Origin of the sequence: Photorhabdus khanii NC19, assembly GCF_000517265.1 — a bacterium.
Classification (GTDB): Bacteria; Pseudomonadota; Gammaproteobacteria; order Enterobacterales; family Enterobacteriaceae; genus Photorhabdus; species Photorhabdus khanii.
The window spans coordinates 1,005,417-1,030,899 of record NZ_AYSJ01000002.1; the positions used below are offsets into that span (position 1 = coordinate 1,005,417).

General features: G+C 49.9%; 8 protein-coding genes (1 of these 8 running past the window's edge). All 8 read left to right on the plus strand.

Going from position 1 to position 25,483, the window contains the following annotated elements:
- The coding region annotated (locus PTE_RS04080; RefSeq protein ID WP_036843340.1) for a non-ribosomal peptide synthetase crosses the window boundary (this coding region is incomplete at its 5' end): on the plus strand, window positions 1–919 show 919 of its 15,220 nt. The annotated region extends 14,301 nt beyond the left edge of the window.
- Window positions 900–1,970 (plus strand): thioesterase domain-containing protein, encoded by a 1,071-nt coding sequence (locus PTE_RS26945; RefSeq protein ID WP_036843342.1) that lies wholly within the window; start codon window positions 900–902, stop codon window positions 1,968–1,970. The genes PTE_RS04080 and PTE_RS26945, both read left to right, overlap by 20 nt.
- A gap of 1,179 nt (window positions 1,971–3,149) precedes the next feature.
- A complete protein-coding gene (locus PTE_RS27160; RefSeq protein ID WP_036843343.1) occupies window positions 3,150–3,380 on the plus strand; it encodes a hypothetical protein in 231 nt (76 codons plus the stop codon).
- 20 nt (window positions 3,381–3,400) lie between these two features.
- On the plus strand, window positions 3,401–19,522 hold the full coding sequence (locus PTE_RS04095; protein ID WP_422615309.1) for a non-ribosomal peptide synthetase: 16,122 nt from the start codon (window positions 3,401–3,403) through the stop codon (window positions 19,520–19,522).
- A gap of 838 nt (window positions 19,523–20,360) precedes the next feature.
- Window positions 20,361–21,569: an aspartate aminotransferase family protein gene (locus PTE_RS04100; RefSeq protein ID WP_036843345.1), complete on the plus strand. Its 1,209-nt coding sequence runs from the start codon at window positions 20,361–20,363 to the stop codon at window positions 21,567–21,569.
- A 24-nt stretch (window positions 21,570–21,593) separates the two neighbouring features.
- Window positions 21,594–22,622, plus strand: coding sequence for an arginine N-succinyltransferase (gene astA, locus PTE_RS04105; RefSeq protein ID WP_422615312.1), 1,029 nt, complete (start codon window positions 21,594–21,596; stop codon window positions 22,620–22,622).
- Window positions 22,623–22,625: 3 nt separating this feature from the next.
- Window positions 22,626–24,101: a succinylglutamate-semialdehyde dehydrogenase gene (gene astD, locus PTE_RS04110; protein WP_036843348.1), complete on the plus strand. Its 1,476-nt coding sequence runs from the start codon at window positions 22,626–22,628 to the stop codon at window positions 24,099–24,101.
- Window positions 24,102–24,127: 26 nt separating this feature from the next.
- Complete coding sequence (astB, locus tag PTE_RS04115; RefSeq protein WP_036843350.1) at window positions 24,128–25,471, plus strand: N-succinylarginine dihydrolase; 1,344 nt, start codon at window positions 24,128–24,130, stop codon at window positions 25,469–25,471.
- Window positions 25,472–25,483 lie beyond the last annotated feature (12 nt).

Genomic DNA, 25,483 nt, shown 5'->3' on the forward strand with positions numbered 1-25,483 from the left:
GCCNCNTCATATTCTGTCAGACGATGTCCGCTATGATAGGCAGGCATTGTGGCATTATCTGGATGAACAACGTATTACTCATCTGACTTTGCCGCCTGCCGTCCTTCAGAATGCCCACGAACTCCCGCCGTTACAAACGCATTTAACCTTGATACTGGCAGGGGAGGCGCTGGGTTCTGCGTTATTACAATCATTAGCGGGCAGGTATAACACCTTTAATATTTATGGCCCAACCGAAGCCACCGTTGCGGTCATGGCCTGGCATTGTCCNGCCGATTATCACNGGGAGGAGATCCCTATCGGCCGTCCCATAAACAATACCCGTATCTACTTGCTTGATGCGCGGGGTCAGCCGGTACCGCGGGGTGCGGTAGGTGAACTCTATCTCGGTGGTGTGGGTGTCGCCCGGGGTTATCTGAACCGGCCGGATCTGACCGCAGAGCGTTTTCTGGATGACCCATTTTCAACTATTCCGGGTGCCCGCATGTATCGGACCGGTGACCTTGCCCGTTATTTGTCGGATGGTAACCTGATTTATGTGGGACGCAATGATCAGCAGGTAAAAATCCGGGGATTCCGTATAGAACCCGGCGAGATAGAGGCGCGTCTGATGGAATACCCTTCAGTTCAGGAGTCTCTGGTGGTCACTTATAGCAAAGGGGAGGATAAGCGTCTGGTCGCTTATGTGGTCGCGGATGATGAGGAAGAACTGGCTCAACATTTGCGTTCGCATCTGTCAGCCCGATTACCTGAATATATGATACCGTCAGCGTTTGTCAGGCTGGATGCTTTCCCACTGACCCGAAACGGCAAGCTGGATCGCCGGGCATTACCCGCACCGGACGAAAAAGCGGTTGCCCGTCAGGTTACGCCGCACCGCGAGGAGAACAGAAATAGCATTGGCGGACATTTGGCGTGAATTACTGGGGATTGAACAGATCAGCCGGCATGACAACTTCTTCGCCTTGGGCGGTCATTCTCTGCTTGCCATGCGAATGGTCAATCTTGTCGCTGGTCAGGGTTTGATTTGTACCTTGAATGCCTTGTTCCAATTCCCTGTGTTGTCCGAATTGGCGGCAAAAATCACCTCAGATTTGCTGTCTCAGCCGCAGACCAGTGCCATACCGGTGCGACCGGGTGGAACGGAGCTGCCACTGTTCTTTGTACCCAGTGGAATGGAAGATTATTCCTATGTTTACGGGCTGGCTCAACATATCCGGTCAGACTATCCGGTTTATACGTTGCCCTGGCCGTCCATCAGTGAAGAACCGATGTCAACGATGGAAGAACAGGCGGTCAGAATGATCAACTTGATGAAAGCGGTTCAACCGACAGGTCCGTACCGGATAGCGGGTTACTCTTCCGGCGGCATATTGGCTTATGCCGTTGCCCAGTGGCTTTTACATGCTGGGGAAATGGTTAACTTCCTGGGATTGATTGATACGCCGGCTCCTCATGATGTCAGCGAGGAGCCTGTGCAACTTAACCATCTGTTCCTTGATGCGTTAGCAAAGCAGCTTGAGGAGGAACATACAGAAGAGGTTGCGGCATTGTACCGGCGAATTGATGAACTGAATTTGGTGCAATTTATTGAAGCGGCACAGGAACTGGCGTTATACCCCGCCAGTTTGCGCCCTGATTTAGTCGCAAAACGTTGGGAGCAGGGAGAGCATTATATACAAATAGTCAAAGAGTATGAGCCGCAGGCATTAGCGGTAACGCTGCATCAGTTTTATGCGATGGAGCCTTCCCCTCCTAATCCTTTTGTTGTGAATGAAGAACCGAAGCCTTTAACTATGGACCCATCGTTAGGTTGGGGGCGGGTAATGCCTGATTCTTTACTTCAATTGATTGCTGTTCCGGGTAACCATGCGAGTTTGATGGAGAATAAGGAACATAGAATCGCTTTAGCTCAGGCTCTGAATAGGGCGTTGGCAATGTATTGTGATGAGGAGGCGCTGCAATACTGATAAATTAATCAATATTGAATAATTTAATGTTGGTGTGATAATCCGGTATATATTGTTTATACCGGATTATTTTTGTAGTAAAACAAAATAATGACAGGGATAATTTTCATAACAAGCTGTTTGATTATATTTGTTCGTTATTATTATTGTTGTTATTCTCTATTATGTGATCTAAATCGGGTTTTATTATTAATTTTATTATGTTTTTTTGATTAAACGGGTATCTCGAATATATATTTAGTTGTAGAGTAATTGTTGAGAATATTTATTCTGATAAAAATAATCGAAAATTTGATAATGGCAATGTGTTTTCTGGTGGTCATGTAGGCTGATTTAATCAGCTTTAATTTCATGATCTCCCCTTGATATATATTTTTTTATTTTAAATAACTTGGGATAATAAGAGTGAAAAAACGGTGGCGGATAGTCTCAGTGTCTATGTTAGTCGGTGTTTTTGAACTGAATAACATTAAATTTTTTTCCTGCTTATACCTCGTAATGGTCAATATCGCCGGATGTCCGAAAAATCGCATCAAAGAGCGATCTCCCAGGTTTTTTTGTATTTTAAATCAATATTATACATGGTTGATAATTATTCCTGTTACATTATTTTATTATTATTGAATAATATGTTGTGGAGTTAATTATAAATTATAATTGTTTCTGGGTGGTACTGGGTTAAATAACATTTCTATTTGTAATGGAATTTAATGGTTATAAAGCAATGTGCTTAAGTTGGTGTGGGTTTGCTTATGGCATCTACACTAGGGGTACTCTTTTGTTGTTATAAAATAATATCGTATGTGATTGTTTTGAACCTGAGGTTATATTTTTGTTAAATATGCATCATGAATGCAGGGAATTGTCTTGTCTTTAATTGTGTAATTTATCATCAGCCAATGGGAGTTATAGAGAATTAATCTAATTTATCTAAAAAACAGGAGCAAAAATGGAATATTTTATTCCAGATCATACATTGAATTATTTATTTTGCTGTCAGGGGAATTAGCATCGTAGTGTTGTGAATGATATGGCTATTAACCGGGCTATGGCATCCAATATTTGCGTATTTTGAAGAGATATCGGTTATTTCTTGGGGGTAAGAAGTAAGAAAAATACGGGTGATGGCTGTCAGGAATGACAGTTTTCAAATTTCTAACAGATTCGTTGAGGTCGTAAATGAAAGATAGCATTGCTCAAGCAGGAAGTGCTCTTAACGCTGAACTCCTCTCTCAAACATCAGAAAACATAATCAGTGCAAATGACACTTTACCACCGACTCAGAATGTAAAGAATATTCCCCAGACGTTTACTTCCAATGAATCATTCTGGTATGAACGCCTTGCTGCTTTGAACCCCTTCAATTACCTTTCGAAACCGCCGGAGAGCAAGCGGAACCCTGCTGGGTAATCAGTGACTGGCACTCCCCATTGCCAAAAAATGGTGAAGAAGAGCCACTGCGAACGTTGTTACAGGCATTCGTTATCTATCTTGCGCGTTTGACTCAGCAGGCTACATTCCAAATTGGCTGGTGTGTGGATGGCGTAAGCGATACGTCGGCAGATCTGGCATCGGTGGTGCCAATGGTCGTTGAGGTGGCGTTTGATAAACCGTGGCATATGGTAGCTAACTGGCTGGATGGCGAGCTGGCCCGGTTGGCCCGGCACCACACATTTAGTCGAGATTTCCTCTCGCGTTCTCCTTCATTGTGGGCTATTCCGGCGTTGACAACCCACCGGCCATGGCGGATCGCCGTTGCTGCCATCGCGGAGGATAGGCCGTGTGATCAGCCGGTGCCCGGCGAATTGCTGACCCTCCAAATCAATGCGCAGGGTGGTTTTCGTTGGATCTACGATGAAAATCGCCTGAGCACAGAAGTGGTTATGCGCATGGGTGAACATTTACAGATGCTGGCAGCGTCAAAAAGGCAGGGAGAGGAAGTTCCTATCTGGCAGCTTAATTTGTTATCTGAGGCTGAACGTACCCTGTTACTGGAAACCTGGAATGCCACTGATACCCCTTATCCTGACCCATTATGTATTCATCAATTGTTTGAACAACAGGCAGAGCAAGCCCCGCACGCCACGGCATTAGAATATCAAGAACAGACCCTCAGTTATGCGGAATTGAATATCCGTGCTAACCGGCTGGCTCATCAACTGATGGCGCTAGGTGTCACACCGGATAGGCGGGTGGCGATTTGCGTGGCACGCTCACCGGCAATGGTGGTGGCTTTGCTGGCGGTACTGAAAGCCGGCGGGGCTTATGTGCCGCTGGATTCAACTTATCCGCGGGAACGTCTGGCGTATATTCTGAGTGATAGTGCCCCGTCAGTGGTACTGGTTGATGAAGCTGGCCGGGCGGCGCTGGGCGAACAGGCGCTGGTAGGCATGACGGTACTTGATCCGAATATCCAACTTGACCAGCCCGACAGCAATCCGCAGATCCCGGCGTTAACGCCACAGCATCTGGCCTATGTGATTTACACCTCCGGCTCAACCGGACAGCCGAAAGGGGTGATGGTGGAACATCAGGCGATTTATCAACGTTATCTGGGTTTTAATGACACCTATGCCGTCACTGCACAAGATCGGCTATTGCAATTTGCCGCGTTTGCGTTTGATGTTTCAATGGAAGATTTCTTCTCGTCATTATGCAACGGGGCCACACTGGTTATCCGGGATGATAGCTGGCTGGCGTCGATACCAGAATTTGTTGCTTTAACCCGACAATATCGTATTACGGTGATGTCACTGCCGACTTTATTCTGGTCTGAACTGGCGGCCAGAGATTCAGGATTACCGCTGCCGGATTGTCTCCGGCTCATCATCATTGGGGGTGAGGCGGTCAAAAAGAGTGCCATTCAGGACTGGTTTAGACAAGCCGGCCACCGGCCTCGGTTGTTGAATGGTTATGGCCCGACGGAAAACACCGTGACGGTGACCTATAAAGACGTGTTATCGCCGGAGGATGCCCATTCTATCGGCAGACCGGCTAAAAATGCCCGTATCTACCTGCTGGACAAATATGGCGAACTGGTACCGGTAGGTGGCGTGGGCGAGATGTATATTGGTGGCGTGGGTGTGGCACGAGGTTATCTGAACCGGCCGGCGTTGAGTGTGGAACGTTTTATGTTGGATACTTTTAGTCCGCTATCTGGTGAACGGATGTATCGCTCTGGGGATTTAGCCCGCTACCTGCCGGACGGTGACCTGGAATTTCTGGGCCGTAACGATGAGCAGGTTAAAATTCGCGGTTTTCGGATTGAACTGGGGGAAATTGAAACCCGACTGACGGAACACCCGGCGGTACGAGAGGCGGCGGTGTTGGCACTGGATGGCGATCAGGGCAAACGGCTGGTGGCTTATGTGGAGGCGGAAGCGAATGAGCGATTGGTGGCTGATTTGCGTGAATACCTGAGTGCCATTTTGCCTGACTATATGGTGCCGGCGGCCTTTGTGCGGCTGGATACCTTCCCGCAGACCCCGAGCGGCAAGCTGGATCGTCGGGCGTTGCCTGCGCCCGGGGAAAACGATTTTGCCCGTCAGGTTTATGAAGCGCCACAAGGGAAGGCTGAGATCACTCTGGCGGACATCTGGCGTGAACTATTGGGCATTGAATACATCAGCCGGCATGACAGTTTCTTTGCGTTGGGCGGTCATTCCCTACTCGGCGTACAGATGATTGAGCGCTTGCGCCACCTGGGTTTGACACTGACGGCACGTGATCTGTTCCAGTCGCCGGTGCTGTCAGCATTGGCTCAAACGTTGGGACAGCATCAGGCTGTGATAGTCCCGCTTAACGTCATCACTCCAGCCACCACGGCGCTGACGCCGGCGATGTTGCCGCTGATTGATTTGGTTCAGACTGACATTGACCGCATCGTTGAGCAGGTTCCGGGTGGGATAACGAATATTCAGGATATCTATGCGTTGTCGCCGTTACAGGACGGTATCCTGTTCCACCACCTGTTGGAACAGGAAGGTGACCCCTATCTGGTGCTCTATCCGGTGGCTTTTGCTAATCGGTCTTTGCTGGACCGTTATCTGGCGGCGGTGCAACAGGTGGTTGATCGCCATGACATCCTGCGGACGGCGTTTATCTGGCAAGGATTATCCGTGCCGGCGCAGGTGGTCTGGTGTCGGGCACGGTTGCCCGTGACGGAACTGACGCTGGATCCAGCTGACGGTCCAGTGATTGACCAGTTAACCCGGCGTTTTGATCCTGCTTGGTATCGTCTTGACTTGAGTCAGGCGCCGCTACTGCATTTTGTTATCGCTCAGGAAACCGATGGCCGCTGGTTTTTACTGGAATTACAGCATCACTTGATCGGTGACCATGAAACGATGGAAGTGATGCACCATGAAGTGCAGGCTTATTTTGCCGGACAGGAGGAGTGCCTACCTGCTCCGGTGCCGTTCCGTAATCTGGTGGCTGAGGCCCGGTTGGGGGTAAGTCAGGCAGCGCATACCCGCTTCTTCACTGATATGTTGGCGGCAGTGGATGAACCAACGTTGCCGTTTGGGCTGACGGGCGTGCATCGTGATGGATCTCAGAAGACCGAATCTCATCGGATGTTGGTTCCTGAGCTAAATGACCGTCTGCGCAGTCAAGCTCGGCGTTTGGGCGTCAGTCTGGCGGCGTTGTGTCATCTGGCCTGGGCGCAGGTGTTATCGCGTACCAGCGGACAAGAGAAAGTGGTGTTTGGTACCGTCCTGTTTGGGCGCATGGCCGTGGGGGAAGGAATGGGGTTGTTTATCAATACCCTGCCGCTGCGGCTGGATATGGATGAGACCCCGGTACGAGATAGTGTGCGGGAGGCACATCTGCGACTGGCTGAATTGTTGGAGCATGAGCATGCTCCGTTGGCGTTGGCTCAACGATGCAGTGGGGTTGACAGCGGTGTGCCACTCTTTAGTGCCCTGTTGAACTATCGCCATAATGAGCAACCAGATCCTTTGGATGAAACAATGGCCGGGATTGAATTCTTGGGCGAACAGGAGCGAACTAACTATCCGTTTGTGCTGTCGGTAGAGGATGGGGGTTCTACTCTGGGGCTGACGGCTCAGGTAGTGCAACCGTTTGATCCGGAAAGCCTATGCGGTTATATGCAACAGGCACTGGGGAGTCTGGTGGAAGCGCTGGAGCAAGCTCCAGAAATGCCCGTTCGGGGATTGGACATCCTGCCGGAAGCGGAGCGTACCTTGTTGCTGGAAACCTGGAACGCCACGGAAACCGTCTATCCTGATCAGCTATGTGTCCATCAGTTGTTTGAACAACAGGTGGAGAAGACCCCAGCGGCGACGGCGCTGATAGCCGGAGATAAAACGCTAAGCTATACGGAGCTGAATACGCGAGCTAACCGGCTGGCTTATCAGTTAATCGAACAAGGGGTTTATCCCGGTGATCATATTGCGCTCCTGTTAGAGCGATCGATAGAACTGGTGGTGGCTCAGTTGGCGATTCTTAAAGCTGGCGCCGTTTACGTGCCGGTTGATCCCAGTGTGCCGGATGAGCGGAAAAACGGGTTGATAAATGATTGTTCCGCTCGGTTGTTGCTCACCGATATACAGGCGGATATTCCGGCTAACTTGGCTGTTCCGCTGCTTCGTTTCTCGGATGAGACAGACACAAGCAAAGAGGAAGATTGCCTTAACCCCGATTTACCGCATTCCAGCGCCGATTTAGCGTATATCATGTACACCTCCGGTTCGACCGGTACACCCAAAGGGGTGCTGGTACCGCATCGTGCTGTGGTTCGGCTGGTCATCAATAACGGCTATGCTGAAATCGACCAAGATGACCGAGTTGCTTTTACGGCTAATCCGGCTTTCGATGCCAGTACATTTGAAGTCTGGGCACCGTTGCTCAATGGCGGGGCATTAGTGGTTATTGACCGCGCCACGTTATTAACGCCGCCGGAGTTAGTCCGGGTTTTACAGGCTCATCACATCACAGTGCTGTGGCTGACGATTGGGTTATTTAACCGGCTGGCGGCAGAGTTATCCTCGGTTCTTCCGCAGATTAAGATCCTGATTTTCGGGGGAGATATCCCCGATTTACAGGTGATTGCTCAGGTCCTGAATAATCGCCCGCCACAACAATTATTACAAGCTTATGGTCCGAGTGAGGGAACCACTTTTACCACTATGTATCCTATCGTGGCATTAGCGCAGGGAGTGACCCGGATCCCCATTGGCCGACCGATAGCCAATACACGTATTTATCTGCTGGATGCTTACGGTCTGCCGGTACCGTCAGGTGCGGTTGGTGAGATTTATGTGGGGGGAGATGGGGTTGCTTGTGGCTATCTTAATCGCCCTGACCAGACGGCTGAACGTTTCCTGACAGATCCATTTAGTGATCAACCGGATGCGCGCATGTACCGGACCGGGGATTTGGCCCGTTATCTGCCGGATGGCAATCTGGAATTTCTGGGCCGTAATGACCAGCAGGTTAAAATCCGTGGCTTCCGCATTGAACCGGGGGAAATTGAGACGCGTCTGGTGGAGCATTCGGCGGTGCGTGAGGCGGCGGTGTTGGCGCTGGGTGATGGGCCGGATAAACGGCTGGTGGCCTATGTGGTGGCGGAAGCCCATGAGGGGCTGGCGATTAGCCTGCGTGATCACCTGAGTGCTATTTTACCGGATTACATGGTACCGACAGCCTTTGTGCGTCTGGATATATTTCCGTTGACCCCGAACGGTAAGTTGGATCGCCGGGCATTGCCGGCACCGGACAATGAGGCTTTGGCTCGTCAGGTTTATGCTGCGCCGCAAGGCGAAACCGAAATGGCATTGGCGGCGATTTGGCGTGAATTACTGGGGATCGAACAAGTTAGCCGGTATGACAGCTTTTTTGCTTTGGGCGGCCACTCGCTGCTCGCTGTACGGATGGTTGAACACCTGCGTCACTTGGGGTTGACGCTGGCGGTGCGTGACCTGTTCCAGTCGCCAGTGTTGTTTGAATTGGCGCAAACCCTGGGGCAGCACCCGGTTATGGTGGTGCCACCGAATGTGATTACGTCAGCGACGACGAAAATCACTCCAGAGATGTTGCCGCTGATTGATCTGATTCAGGCTGAGATTGACCGTATCGTCGGGCAGGTACCGGGTGGAATAGCCAATATTCAGGATATCTATGCCCTGTCGCCGTTGCAGGACGGCATTTTGTTCCACCACTTACTGGCAAACGAAGGGGATCCCTATCTGGTGGTCAGTCAGATGGCTTTTGCTGACCGGTCTTTGCTAGATCGTTATTTAGCGGCGGTGCAACAGGTGATTGATCGCCACGATATTCTGCGCACCGCCTTTATCTGGCAAGGATTGTCAATGCCGGCACAGGTAGTCTGGCGTCAAGCATCCTTATTAGTGACTGAATTGACGCTGGACCCGGTTGATGGGCCGGTTAGCGATCAACTGGCTCGACGTTTTGATCCCCGTCATTATCGTCTCGATTTGGCTCAGGCACCGCTGTTACGTTTTGTGGTGGTGCAGGAGACCAATGGCCGCTGGTTGTTACTGGAATTGCAACATCACTTGATTGGTGACCATACCACCATGAAAGTGATGAATCGTGAAGTGCAGGCGTACCTTGCCGGGCAAGGGAATAGCCTGCCTGACCCGGTTCCTTTCCGCAATTTGGTGGCTCAAGCCCGGCTAGGGGTGAGTCAGGATGCGCATATCCGTTTCTTTACTGACATGTTGGCGGAGGTGGATGAGCCCACGCTGCCGTTCGGGCTGGCGGATGTGCATCGTGATGGATCTCAGGAGATAGCATCCCACCGGATGCTGACAACCAACTTGAATGACCGTCTGCGTAGCCAAGCCCGGCGTTTGGGTGTCAGTTTGGCGGCGTTGTGCCATCTGGCCTGGGCACAGGTACTGTCGTGTACCAGTGGACAGGAGAAAGTGGTATTCGGCACCGTGTTGTTTGGGCGTATGGCGGCGGGGGAAGGGGCTGACAATGGTATGGGGCTGTTTATCAATACCCTGCCGTTACGGCTGGATATCGATGATACGCCAGTGCGTGATAGTGTACAGGCCGTACATACCCGGCTGGCGGGGTTGTTGGAACATGAGCATGCTTCACTGGCGTTGGCTCAGAGATGCAGTGGGGTTGCCAGCGGCACGCCACTTTTTAGTGCCCTAATGAACTATCGACATAATGATCAGTTTGATCCTTTGGATGAAACGATAGACGGGATTGAATTTCTGGGCGAACAGGAGAGCACTAACTATCCTTTTGGAATGTCGGTGGAGGACGATGGCACCACATTAGGGCTGATCGCTCATGTGGTGCAACCGTTTGATCCGGAAAGCTGGTGCAGTTATATGCAGCAGGCGCTGGAGAGTTTGGTCGAGGCTCTTGAGCAGGCCCCAGAGACACCGGTACGAGCACTGAATATCTTGCCTGAAACCGAACGCACGTTGTTACTGGAAACCTGGAACGCCACGGAGAGCCCGTATCCTGACGCGTTATGCATTCATCAGTTGTTTGAGCAGCAGGTGGAGAAAACCCCGCAGGCCACGGCGCTGGTGTATCAAGAGCAGACGTTTAGTTATGCCGAGTTAAATGCCTGTGCCAACCGCCTTGCCCATCAACTGATTGCGTTTGGCGTAACCCCGGAGCAACGGGTGGCGATTTGCGTGGCACGCTCACCAGCGATGGTGGTGGCGTTGCTGGCGGTGTTGAAAGCCGGAGGAGCTTATGTGCCGCTGGACTCAACTTACCCGGCGGAGCGTCTGACGTATATCCTGAATGACACTGCCCCATCAGTGGTATTAGCTGATGCGACTGGACAGGCTGCATTGGGTGAGGAGGCGCTGGCCGGGCTGACGGTACTTGACCCGAATAGCCAACCTGACCAACCGGACAGCAACCCGCAGGTTTTGGCGTTGATGCCACAGCATCTGGCCTATGTGATTTACACCTCTGGTTCAACCGGGCAGCCGAAAGGGGTGATGGTAGAACATCAGGCGGTCTATCAGCGTCATCTAGGGGTGAATGAACACTATGCCGTTACGGCACAAGACCGGGTATTGCAATTTGCTGCTTTTGCGTTTGATGTTTCAGTAGAAGAGTGTTTCTCGACGTTATGCAACGGTGCCGCACTGGTTATTCGCGATGATAGCTGGCTGGCTTCAATGCCGGAATTTATTGCCTTAGCCCGGCAAAACCGTATCACGGTGATGTTTCTGCCGACCTTATTCTGGTCTGAACTGGCGGCCAGAGACAATGGATTACCGCTGCCGGAGTGTCTCAGACTTATCATCATTGGCAGTGAGGCGGTCAAAAAGAACGCCATTCAGAACTGGTTTAGACAGGAAGGCCACCGACCTCAGCTATTGAACGCTTATGGTCCGACGGAAAATACCGTGACGGCGACCTGTAAAGAAATATTATCGCCAAAAGATGATAGTTCTATCGGTCGGCCGATTAGGAATACTCGCATCTACTTACTGGACAGACACGGCCAACCTGTGCCATTGGGCTGCGTAGGCGAAATGTATATTGGTGGCGTGGGGGTGGCACGGGGTTATCTGAACCGGCTGACATTGAGCGAGGAACGTTTTATACCCGATCCCTTTAATCCGGTGTCTGATGCACGGATGTATCGTACCGGGGATTTGGCTCGTTATCTGCCGGACGGTGAACTGGAATTCCTGGGGCGTAACGACCAACAGGTTAAAATTCGCGGCTTCCGGGTTGAGCTAGGGGAAATTGAAACCCGGCTGGTGGAACACCCGGCGGTGCAAGAGGCGGCGGTGTTGGCGCTGGATGATGAACTGGGCAAACGGCTGGTTGCCTATGTGGCGGCACAAGCGCATGAGGGATTGACTGCCGGTTTACGTGAACACCTGTGTGCCGTTTTACCTGACTATATGATACCGGCGGCCTTTGTGCGGCTGGATAGCTTCCCGCAGACGCCGAATGGCAAGCTGGATCGCCGGGCGTTGCCAGCGCCGGGGGAAGCGGCGTTTGCCCGTCAGGTCTATGAAGCCCCACAAGGGAAGAGAGAAACGATGCTGGCGGCTGTCTGGTGTGAATTACTGGACGTTGAGCAGATTAGTCGACATGACAGCTTCTTTGCGTTGGGCGGCCATTCACTGCTCGCCGTGCGCATGATTGAACGATTGCGGCGTGTCGGTCTTGGCGTATCGGTACAAACGCTATTTCAACATCCAACACTCTGTGTTTTGGCACAATCTCTGGTTCAGCATGATGAAATCCAGGTGCCCGACAACCGTATTATACCGGATACGACGGTACTGACACCGGAGATGTTGCCGCTGATTGATTTGACTCAGCCTGACATTGACTACATCGTCGGACAGGTACCGGGCGGGATGGCGAATATTCAGGATATCTATGCGCTGTCACCGTTGCAGGATGGCATTTTGTTCCACCATCTGCTGGAGAATGAAGGTGATCCGTATCTGTTAATCAGCCAGATGGTTTTTGCTGACCGGGCGCTGTTGGATCGTTATTTGGTGGCGATTCAACGGACCATTGATCGGCACGATATCTTACGTACTGCCTTTATCTGGCAAGGATTGTCAGTGCCGGCACAGGTGGTTTGGCGTCAGGCCCCATTGTCAGTGACGGAATTGACGCTAAACCCGGCTGACGGTTCGGTTAGTGACCAGTTAACTCGGCGTTTTGATCCCGCTCAGTATCGTCTCGACCTGAGTCAGGCGCCGCTATTGCGTTTTGTTATCGCGCAGGAAACTGATGGTCGCTGGTTGTTACTGGAATTGCATCATCACTTGATCGGTGACCATGAAACGATGGAAGTGATGCATCGCGAAGTGCAAGCGTATCTAACGGGTCAGGAGGAGAGCTTGCCTGCGCCGGCTCCTTTCCGCAATTTGGTGGCGCAGGCCCGGTTGGGTGTCAGTCAGGAAGAACATACCCGCTTCTTTACCGAGATGCTGGCGGAGGTGGGTGAACCGACGCTGCCGTTCGGATTGACGGAGGTGCATCGTGATGGTTCGCAGGTGACGGAATCCCATCGGATGCTGACAAGTACACTGAATGACCGTTTGCGTAATCGGGCCCGGCATCTGGGTGTCAGTCTGGCGGCGCTGTGTCATCTGGCTTGGGCACAGGTATTATCCTGTACCAGTGGTCAGGAGAAAGTGGTGTTTGGTACGGTGCTGTTTGGGCGTATGCAGGCGGGAAATGGTGCTGACAATGGTATGGGGTTGTTTATCAATACCTTGCCGTTGCGGCTGGATATCGATGAGACCCCAGTACGGGACAGTGTGCAAGCTGCCCATACCCGACTCGCCGGATTATTAGCACATGAGCATGCTTCACTAGTACTGGCTCAGCAGTGCAGTGGGATTGCCAGCGGTACGCCACTCTTTAGTGCGCTGTTGAACTATCGGCATAATGCTTTGTCGGCAACGTCAGATGAACTGATCAACGGTATTGAATTTCTTGGCGGACAGGAGCGAACCAACTACCCATTTGTGCTGTCGGTGGAGGATTTTGGTGAATCTCTGGGGCTGACGGCTCAGGTCGTGCAACCGTTTGATCCGGAAAGCTTGTGCGATTATATGCAACAGGCGCTGGAGAGTTTGGTAGAAGCGTTGGAGCAAACCCCGGAGACACCGATACGGGCCTTGAACATCCTGCCTGAAACGGAACGCACGTTGTTGCTGGAGACCTGGAATGCCACGGAAACCGCCTATCCTGATGCGTTATGTATTCATCAATTGTTTGAGCAGCAGGTGGAGAAAACTCCAGCGGCTATGGCGCTGATAGCGGGAGATAAAACCCTAAGTTATACGGAACTGAATACGTGTGCTAACCGATTGGCTCATCAGCTAATCGAACAGGGGATTCGTCCGGATGACCATGTTGCGATCCTGTTAGAACGATCGATGGAACTGGTGGTGGCCCAATTGGCTATCCTCAAAGCTGGCGCTGTTTACGTGCCAGTTGATCCCAGTATGCCGGATGAACGGAAACATTGGCTAATAAGTGATTGTTCCGCCCGGTTGCTGCTTACCGATGCACGGACTGATATTCCAGCTAACTTGACTATTCCGCTGTTGCGTCTCTCGGATGAGAAAAATGCGAACAGAGAGCAAGATCGTATCAACCCTGATTTGCCGCGTTCCAGTACAGAATTGGCGTATATCATGTATACCTCCGGTTCTACCGGCACACCCAAAGGGGTTTTGGTGCCGCATCGTGCTATGGTCCGGCTGGTCATCAATAATGGTTATGCCAACATCGGACCGGAGGATCGGGTTGCCTTTACAGCTAATCCCGCTTTCGATGCCAGCACGTTTGAAGTCTGGGCACCGTTGCTTAACGGTGGTGCTTTAGTAGTTATTGACCACGCCACGTTGTTGACACCACCGGAGTTAGCTCTGGCTTTACAGGCTCACCGCATCACGGTTCTGTGGTTGACTATCGGGTTGTTTAACCGACTGGCGGCAGAGTTATCTCCCATTCTCCCGCAAATTAAAATCCTGATTTTCGGGGGAGACATCCCCGATTTACAGGTGATTGCTCAGGTTTTGGATAATCGTCCGCCACAACAATTATTGCAGGCTTATGGCCCGAGTGAGGGAACCACCTTTACCACTATGTATCCTATCGAGGCGTTACCACAGGGAGCAACCCGAATCCCTATTGGTCGGCCGATAGCCAACACGCGAGTTTATTTGTTGGATGCGTATGGTCAGCCGGTACCGTCAGGTGTGATCGGTGAGATTTATGTCGGTGGCGATGGGGTAGCCCAAGGTTATTTCAATCGCCCTGAGTTAACCGCCGAACGTTTCCTTGTCGATCCGTTCAGTGATGACCCGGAGGCACGTATGTACCGCTCTGGGGATTTGGCTCGTTATCTGCCGGACGGTAATCTGGAATTCCTGGGCCGTAATGACCAGCAGGTTAAAATCCGGGGCTTCCGAATTGAACCGGGAGAAATCGAGGCGCGTCTGGTAGAGCATCCGGCGGTGCGTGAGGCGGCTGTGCTGGCGTTAGGGGATGGGCTGGACAAACGGCTGGTGGCCTATGTGGTGGCACCTGTGGATGATGGGTTGGTGAATAGTTTGCGTGATCACCTGAGTAAAATTTTGCCTGACTATATGGTGCCGTCAGCCTTTGTGCGTCTGGAGGCGTTTCCGTTGACATCGAACGGTAAGCTGGATCGTCGGGCGTTACCCGCACCGGATAGTGAAGCTGTTGCCCGTCAGGTTTACTCAGCGCCACAAGGCGAAACGGAAATGGCGCTAGCGGCGATTTGGCGTGAATTACTGGGAATGGAACAGGTCAGCCGGTATGACAGTTTTTTTGCACTGGGTGGCCATTCATTGCTCGCTGTACGCATGATTGAACGCCTGCGTCACTGGGGGTTGACACTGGCGGCGCGTGATCTGTTCCAGTCTCCGGTACTGTCAGATCTGGCCCAAACGTTGGGACAGCATCAGGCTGTAATCGTACCGTCTAACGTCATCACCCCGGAAACTACGGCGTTGACACCGGAGATGTTACCGCTGATTGATGTGATTCAGACTGACATTGATCGCATCGTCGGGCAAGTGCCGGGCGGGGTTGCCAATATTCAGGATATCTATGCCTTGTCGCCGTTGCAGGACGGTATTTTGTTCCACCATTTACTGGCAAACGCAGGGGACCCGTATCTATTAACCGGCCAGATGGTCTTTACTGAGCGAACTCTGCTGGACCGTTATCTGGCGGCGGTGCAACAGGTGATTAATAGACACGATATCCTGCGTACCGCCTTTATCTGGCAAGGGCTTTCAGTGCCCGCCCAAGTGGTTTGGCGTCAGGCATCCTTATCGGTGACTGAACTGACACTGGATTTGGCTGATGGGCCGGTTAGCGGGCAATTGACTGAGCGTTTTGATCCCCGTCACCATCGTCTCGACCTGAGCGAAGCACCGTTATTGCGGTTTGTGGTGGCACAGGAAAGGGATGGCCGTTGGATTGTTCTGCAATTGCTGCATCATCTGATTGGCGACCATACCACGCTGGACGTGATGAACCGTGAAGTACAAGCTTATCTGGACGGACAGCAGGAGAGTCTACCTGCTCCAGTATCGTTCCGTAATCTGGTGGCTGAGGCCCGGCTGGGGGTGAATCAGGAAGCGCATATCCGTTTCTTTACCGAAATGCTGGCGGAGGTGGATGAACCCACATTACCGTTCGGATTGACGGAGGTGCATCGTGATGGCTCCCAAGTGACGGAATCGCAGCGGATGTTGGCACCTGAGCTGAATGATCGTCTACGCAGTCAAGCTCGGCGTTTGGGGGTGAGTCTGGCGGCTTTATGTCATCTGGCTTGGGCGCAGGTGTTGTCGCGTACCAGCGGACAGGAACAGGTGGTGTTTGGTACCGTAATATTTGGACGCATGGCGGTAGGGAAAGGGGTTGACAGTGGTATGGGGTTGTTTATCAATACTTTGCCGTTGCGGCTGGATATCGATGATACCCCGGTGCGTGATAGTGTACAGGCGGCGCATAATCGGTTGGCCGGATTGTTGGAACATGAGCATGCCTCACTGGCGCTGGCCCAGCGTTGCAGTGGTGTGCAGGATGGTGTTCCACTGTTTAGCGCCCTGTTGAACTACCGGCATAATGAGCAACCAGATCCTTTGGATGAAACGATGGACGGGATTGAATTCCTTGGGGCACAGGAATTTACCAACTATCCGTTTGCCTTGTCGGTGGAAGATTTTGGTGATGCTCTAGGGCTGACGGCTCAAGTGATCCAGCCGTTTGAGCCTGAACGGGTATGCGGCTATATGCAACAGGCATTGGAGAGCTTGGTGGAGGCATTGGAACAGACCCCGGAAACGCCGGTACGGACATTGAACATCCTACCTGAAATTGAAAGTACGTTGATGCTGAAAACTTGGAACGCCACGGAAACAGCAGCATATCTTGACCCGTGGTGTATACATCAATTATTTGAACAACAGGTGGAGAAAACCCCTGACGCGACCGCGTTAGTGTATGAAACGCAAACCTTCAGTTATGCTGAATTAAATGCCCGCGCTAATCGGTTAGCCCATCAGCTAATTGCGCTAGGTGTAAAACCGGACCAGCGGGTGGCGATTTGCGTGGCACGTTCACCGGCAATGGTAGTGGGACTATTGGCGGTGCTGAAAGCGGGCGCGGCTTATGTGCCACTTGATCCGGATTATCCGGGCGAACGACTGACGCATATTTTGGTCGATGTTTCACCGGTTATTTTACTGGCTGATACTGTTGGGCGTACTGCTTTGGGCGAGAATGTGCTTACCGGGCTGGCAGTGCTTGATCCGAATACCTTGCTTGATCAGCCAGACAGCAATCCACAGATACCTGAATTGACTTCACGACATCTGGCGTATGTGATTTACACCTCCGGTTCGACCGGCACACCAAAGGGCGTTATGGTTGAACATAGGCAACTGGTCAGTCAAATTACTTCGCTGAACATGAAGTGGTCGCTTAGTGCCTCTGACCGTATATTACAATTTTGCAACCCTTCTTTTGACGTTTGCGCATCAGAAATATTTTGCGCAATAACACTGGGGGCACAATTAGTTCTGAGAACAAATCAGTGGCTCCTGAGTGCGCAGGAGTTCTGGCGTCTGTGTGAGTCTTATCAAATTACTTACATTGCAATACCTGCCCAATTCTGGCGGATAATATCGAATGTTAATGAAGGCGATATCTATCAGGGCTTAAGGATTATTTGCATTGGTGGGGAAGCGATACTTGATCATGAGTTACAACGTTGGCTATCGGCTCACGGTGAATACCCGGTTCTTGTTAATTGCTACGGTCCTACAGAAGCCACGATTACCACGACGACATCCTGCCTAAACAAGGAGATGGGGCAGGCTAATATTATTGGTCGTCCTCTGCCGAATACGCGTGTTTATCTGCTGGATGCTCAAGGTCAACCAATACCGCTAGGAGCAGTAGGGGAATTGTATGTTGGCGGGGCCGGTGTAGCACGGGGCTATCTCAATCGTCCTGAGCTGACCGCTGAATGCTTCCTTACTGATCCGTTTAATGATAACCCAGAGGCCCGGATGTACCGTACTGGGGATTTGGTTCGCTACTTGCCGGATGGCAACCTGGAATTCCTGGGTCGCAACGACCAGCAGGTGAAAATTCGTGGCTTCCGGGTTGAACCGGGTGAAATTGAGGCCCGGTTGGTGGAGCATCCTGCGGTCAGTAAATCTGTAGTACTGGCGCAGGGTGAGGGGCAGGACAAACGGCTGGTTGCTTATGTGGTGGCGGAAGCGGATGAGGGGCTGGCGAATAGCCTGCGTACCCACCTGAGTGCCATTTTACCGGACTATATGCTGCCGTCAGCCTTTGTGCGTCTGGAGGCGTTTCCATTGACGCCAAACGGTAAGTTGGATCGTCGTGCGTTACCGGAGCCGGACAATGAAGCGTTTGCTCATCAGGCTTATGAAGCGCCACAAGGCGAAACGGAAACCGTATTAGCCGCGATTTGGAGTGAATTGCTGGGGATTGAGCAGGTTAGCCGGTATGACAATTTCTTCGCGTTGGGCGGCCACTCATTGCTTGCTATGCGAATGATGAATCTTGCCGCCGGTCGGGGTTTGATTTTTACATTGAATGCTTTGTTCCAATTCCCGGTGTTATCTGAATTGGCATCGAAAATCACCTCGGATTTACTGTCTCTGCTACAAAGCGAGGCTATATCGGTGCGACCTGACGGAATAGGGCTGCCATTGTTCTTTGTTCCCAGTGGTATGGGTGACTATTCCTATGTTTTCGGACTGGCTCAACATATCCCGTCGGGCTACCCGATTTATGCGCTGCCCTGGCCGTCTATTCATGAAGAACCGATGTCAACGATGGAAGAGCAGGCTGCCAGAATGATCACCTTGATGAAAGCGGTACAACCCGTAGGCCCGTATCGGATAAGTGGCTACTCTTCCGGTGGGATATTGGCTTATGCCATTGTCCAGCGGCTTTTGAGTGCTGGCGAGCGGATTAATTTCCTGGGGTTAATCGATACGCCGGCACCGCATTATTTTGGCAAAGAGGTTATGCAGCCCAAATACCATTTCTTTATTGAGCTGGCCCGGCAATTAGGGGAGGAATACAAAGAAGAGATTGCGGCGTTGTACCGGCAAATTGATGAGTTGAATTTGGTGCAGGTTATTGAAGCGGCACAAGCATTGGCGTTATATCCGGCAAGTCCGCGTGCTGATGTGATCGCAAAACGTTGGGAACAAATCGCGGGTTATGGACAAATCGTTGCGGATTATAAGCCGTCAGCATTAGCAATAACGCTGCATCAGTTCTATGCGGTAGAACCTTCTCCTGCTGTTTCTTTTGCGGCGGATGAAAAGCCAGAGTCCGTGAACATAGAACCGTCGTTAGGTTGGGAGCGAGTAATGCCTGATACTTCACTTCAGTTGATTGCTACTCCGGGTAACCATTTTAGTTTATTGGAAGATAATGAAAATAAAGCCGCTTTAGCTCAGGCTTTGAATGTGGCGCTGGCAATCAGTAGTGATGGGGAGGCGCTATAATACTAATATATTAAGAAATATTTAATAATTTAACGTTGGTGTGATAATCCGGTATACATTGTTTATACCGGATTGTTTCTCTGTTAAACAGAATAAGGAAAGAAATTACTCCCATAAATAATTCTCTTCGGGTAGCCTCTTATCTGTTTCTCTACCCAAGTAAATCATTAGGATAAGGTTGGACGTGATCAATTTTTTACAAATAATCTGATCAGGTAGTGATGTTGTTATTGCTTGAAATCTAACAAAGTTCAGACATCGCTAATCTTCTTGTCAAGATAGTTAATTTTGTATTAAGTTATAGTCAGATTGTTCACTTATTTTGTTATTTTGACGATAGATTTACCCCGGTTTTTGCAAATTAAATTCCGTCAAATTTTATTTGACATTTAAATAGATAAGTTTCTGGCGTTATTAATGAATAATTATTTATTTATTTTTCTCATCTATAGGTAGCAGGTTTAATTTATTCATCATTTATTCTTTGTTTATTCATAATTAGTGCATAAGTCGTGCATAAAAATACTTCTTGGAATTTTGAACGAGATCAAAAAGTATTTTTTTTGTTTATGACTTGTGTTGACTTTGTTAAGCATGAGCAACAGTATCTGTCCAATGGCTGAGCAACTATTTTTCGAAAATAGTGATGAGGATTAATAAGCATAATATTAACGAAATCCTGTAATTTTATTATTTTTAAGGCTTTTTAGGTTTCAACTTAGTCAACCTTATTACCTCAGCATTCATTAATAATTTGTGTAAGTATGAGATGAAAAATGATGCGGAGCATATTGTTTTATCTCGTCCGAATACTCTCTATTTTAAGGGGAAATGATCTATGTTAGAAAATATTCAGAGAAGTTGGTTTGATCACTATATGGTACCTTGTTTTTCTCCGGCTAAGTTCATACCTGTTCGGGCTAAAGGTTCGAGAGTATGGGATCAGGATGGCAAGGAATATATTGATCTTGCTGGTGGAATTGCGGTGAATTCATTAGGGCACGCCCATCCGGAATTAAAAGATGAGTTAATTTCTCAGATTGAGAAAATATGGCATATAGGAAATGGTTACACCAATGAGCCCGTGCTGAAATTAGCAAAGAAACTCGTGGAAAATACTTTTGCTGATAAAGTGTTTTTCTGTAATTCAGGGGCAGAAGCTAACGAGGCGGCATTAAAATTAGCCAGAAAATATGCTGCTGATAAATATGGAAAAAATAAAAACGAGATTATCTCATTTAACGATTCTTTTCATGGCAGGACATTATTTACTGTTACGGTAGGAGGGCAACCAAAATATTCACAAGATTATGCTCCTCTGCCTCAAGAAATTACTCATCTTCCTTATAACGATTTGTCTGCGATCAGAGAACGCATTTCTGAGCATACCTGTGCGGTTATTGTTGAGCCGATTATCGGTGAAGGTGGCGTTATTCCTGCTGATCCTGCATTTTTGAAGGGATTGCGTACGTTATGTGATCGTTTTCAAGCGCTGCTCATTTTTGATGAAATTCAGACTGGAGTGGGCCGTACCGGATATCTTTATGCTTATCAGGAATATGGTGTCGAGCCTGATATTCTTACCAGTGCTAAAGGTCTCGGAGGGGGCTTCCCTATCGGTGCCATGTTGACAAAACAACCTATTGCAGAGGTTTTTCAACCGGGAACACACGGCACGACGTTTGGTGGTAATCCGCTGGCAGCAGCCGTTGCCAATAAGGTGCTTTCAATTGTTAATCAGACAGAGCTTCTCACCGGAGTTCAGCAGCGCCATGAATATTTCATGGATAAGTTATCGGAACTGAATCAGCGTTATCAATTATTTAGCTGTTTGCGGGGCAAAGGGCTACTTTTGGGCGCTGAATTGAATCAAGCCTGGCAGGGTAAGGCGAAGCAGTTAACCAATATAGCCGCAGAGGAAGGATTAATTGCCTTGATTGCCGGCCCGGATGTATTGCGCTTTGCGCCGGCATTAAACATCGAATTTGCTGATATTGATGAAGGTTTGGTTCGTCTTGAAAGCGCCATCATGCGGTTCATAGGTTAATAGTAGGTTGAAGGTGACGTTATGATGCTTTTCCGAACTGTCCGGCATAGTGACTTAAATGGTATTCAGTCCTTATCTGAACGCGCTGGTATAGGTCTGACATCTTTGCCAAATAACCTGGAGCAATTACGTGCACGTATTTCACGTAGCGTAGATACTTTCGATGGAAAACTGACCAGGGCCCAGCAGGGATTCCTTTTTGTGCTGGAAGATACCAGCGAGAATCGTGTCGTGGGAGTCAGCGCCATAGAAGCGGCAGTAGGACTGGAGGAGCCGTTTTATAATTTTCGTGTACAAAGAACCATTCGTTCGTCACGTGAGTTGGGAATTTATAAGGTTATTGAAGCCTTATCTCTGGAACAAGATCAGACCGGTAACACCGAGTTATGTACCTTGTTCCTGGATCCGGAATATCAGAAAGGGAAAAACGGCACGTTTCTTTCTAAAGCCCGTTTTCTTTTTATTGCCGCATTCAGGGATCTTTTTTCGAAAATATTATTCGCTGAAATGCGCGGTGTGGCAGATGAGAAAGGCAATTCACCTTTTTGGAATGCACTGGGACAGCACTTTTTTGGTATTCCTTTCTCCCAGGCAGACTACTTAACCGGTATTGGATCGAAAACCTTTATTGCCGAATTGATGCCCCTTCACCCTGTTTATATCTCCTTATTACCCTCGGAGGCACAGAGGGTGATAGGGCAGGTTCATGAGAAAACGGTCCCGGCCCGCGCAATCCTCGAAAAAGAAGGTCTGGCCTATGAAGGCCATATCGATATTTTTGATGCAGGCGCTTTACTACAGGCCGAGATCGACCGGATACGCGCAGTAAAAGAGAGCCGGCTTGTTCCTGTCAGCCGGGTTAAGTCAGTTGCCAGAAACGATGGGGTACCCTGCATCATTGCTAATCAGCGCTTTAGTGACTTTCGTGCGCTGTTACTGAATGTTGCGTATGGCAGTGATGAGATTCTTTTAACATCAGCGGAAATGGACGCACTCCAAATCAATGACGGAAATCAGGTACGACTCGTCACTCTTTTTCCAAGGGAACACTAAGATATGAATCATAAAGTACATTACATTGGGGGCAAGTGGGTTGAGGGGCAGGGTGAGTTGATGACTAAATTTGCCCCAATAGATCAGAAAATGCTGTGGCAAGCTAACAGTGCTGATTCTTCTCAAGTGAAAGAAGCTTGTCAGTTTGCCCGTGAGGCGTTTTATTCGTGGTCACATCTGCCGGTTAGCGAGCGAATTAAGATTGTCCAGAAGTTTGCCGCTTTGCTAAATGACGAGAAAGAGCCTTTGGCGCATGTTATCAGTCAGGAAACCAGCAAGCCATTATGGGAAGCTCGTACTGAAATACAATCCATGATAGGTAAGGCGGCGATTTCTATCGAAGCATGGGAACAGCGCACCGGAGAGTCGGAAATCATTATGCCGGACGGCCGGGCCTTACTGCGCCACCGTCCTCATGGTGTGATGGCGGTTTTTGGTCCGTATAATTTTCCTGGTCACTTACCGAATGGTCATATTATCCCTGCGCTTATTGCCGGTAATACGCTGGTGTTTAAACCGAGTGAACTGACACCGATGACCGCAGAAGAAACCATAAGACTATGGGAAAAAGCCGGTTTGCCCGCCGGTGTGCTTAATCTGGTTCAAGGGGCGCGCAATACCGGCACGGCGCTGCTAGAGGACAAGCAGATTGATGGTGTGCTGTTTACCGGGAGCGCCAATACTGGCTTTCACTTTCACCGCCTGTTTGGCGGTCAGCCAGAGAAAATGCTCGCCCTTGAAATGGGAGGGAACAACGCACTGATCGTAGATACTTGCGATGATATTGATGCAGCCGTTTACACTATTGTGCAGTCAGCATTTATCTCAGCCGGTCAGCGTTGCACTTGTGCCCGCAGATTACTGGTAAAAAATGGCGCGCACGGGGATGCGGTGATTAAGCGTCTGGTGGAGGTGACTGAACAGATTGTTCCAGCGCATTGGGATGCACAACCCCAACCTTTTATGGGGGGCGTCATTTCTCTACAGGCGGTTCAGAATCTGTTGGAAGCGCAAGATCGGTTGCAAAAACTCGGTGGGATTTCGCTGGTTTTGTTGGAACAACGCGATCCTCAATCAACGTTGCTGACACCTGGGATTATTGATGTTAGCCAGGTGGCTGATGTGCCTGATGAAGAGTATTTTGGCCCGCTACTCACGCTTATGCGTTATGACACGTTTGATGAAGCGCTGGCAGTAGCGAATAACACCCGGTTCGGATTGGCTACGGGTTTGATTTCGCCGGATGCTTCGTTGTTCCAACGCTTGTCGGAAGATGCGAGAGCCGGAATTGTGAACTGGAATAAGCCATTGACAGGGGCTTCCAGTAAAGCGCCTTTTGGTGGCATTGGCGCTTCGGGAAACTTCCGCCCCAGCGCTTATTATGCTGCTGATTACTGCGCCTGGCCTATGGCATCTTTGGTGACTGACAAACTCGCTTTACCTGAAACGCTCGCGCCGGGGATCCATTTTCCTGATTAACTTATACAATCTTTCCAGAGGTATTTATGTCCGGTTTTGAAGCAAATTTTGATGGTTTGGTTGGCCTGACTCATCATTACGCAGGGCTTTCAGTCGGCAATAAAGCGTCTATACATAACCGGGACCGGGTGTCTAACCCACGTAAAGCTGCGCTGCAAGGGCTGATGAAAATGAAAGCGCTGGCTGATGCGGGGTTTGTTCAGGGGGTACTGCCACCACAACAACGTCCCAATATTCCAGCCTTACGTAATTTAGGTTTTACGGGCAGTGATGAGCAAATACTTGATAAAGCAGCTAAATATTCTCCAGTGTTATTATCAAAACTGAGTTCTGCTTCATCAATGTGGACAGCAAACGCGGCAACAGTGTCACCTTCGGCGGATAGTGCTGACCAACGGGTACACTTCACCGTAGCAAATTTAAATAACAAACTGCACCGTTTGCTGGAAGTCGAAACGACGGCAGCCGCGTTAAAAGCCACTTTTGCTAATCAAAACCATTTTGTCCATCATCAGGCGCTTGTGCAGCATGAAAATTTCGGTGATGAAGGAGCGGCAAACCATAATCGCCTCGGTGGTGAATATGATAGGCCCGGCGTACAGGTGTTTGTCTATGGCCGTAGCGCGTTTCGTGGCAGTCCGGTGCCCCAGCGCTATCCCGCACGACAAACACTGGAAGCAAGTGAAGCCATTGCACGGTTGCATCAGCTTAATCCGGCACAAACCGTTTTTGTGCAGCAAAACCCGGTCGCCATTGACAGCGGTGTTTTCCATAATGATGTGATTGCGGTGAGCAACCGAAATGTTCTTTTTCATCATCAGCATGCTTATCTGGATCAGGATCAGGCTTTGACTGAAATTAAGCAGAAAATGGCGGTGTTGGGACATGATTTTATCTCAATTGAAGTCTCTTCCGAGCAGGTCAGTATCAAAGATGCGGTCGCTTCTTATCTCTTTAATAGTCAATTACTGAGTAAAGCTGATGGAAAAATGGTGATTGTTGTGCCGGAAGAGTGCCGCCAGAGTGCGATTGTCTGGGCCTATTTACAGTCACTGACTGCGCAAACGTCATCACCCATTAATGAAGTATGCGTTTTTGATCTGCGGGAAAGTATGCGTAATGGCGGCGGCCCGGCGTGTTTACGTCTGAGGGTTGTGCTGAATGACGCTGAATTTAGCGCGGTTAATCCTGCGACAATAATGAATACCCGGCTTTATGATCGCCTGACTCAATGGATAGAACAGCACTATCGTGATGAGTTATGTGCTGGCGAACTGGTTGATCCCCAATTACTTCGTGAAGTTTATACCGCTCTGGATGAGCTTACGCAGATCCTGAATTTAGGGTCGATCTATGAATTTCAACGCTAAATTGGAGCAGAT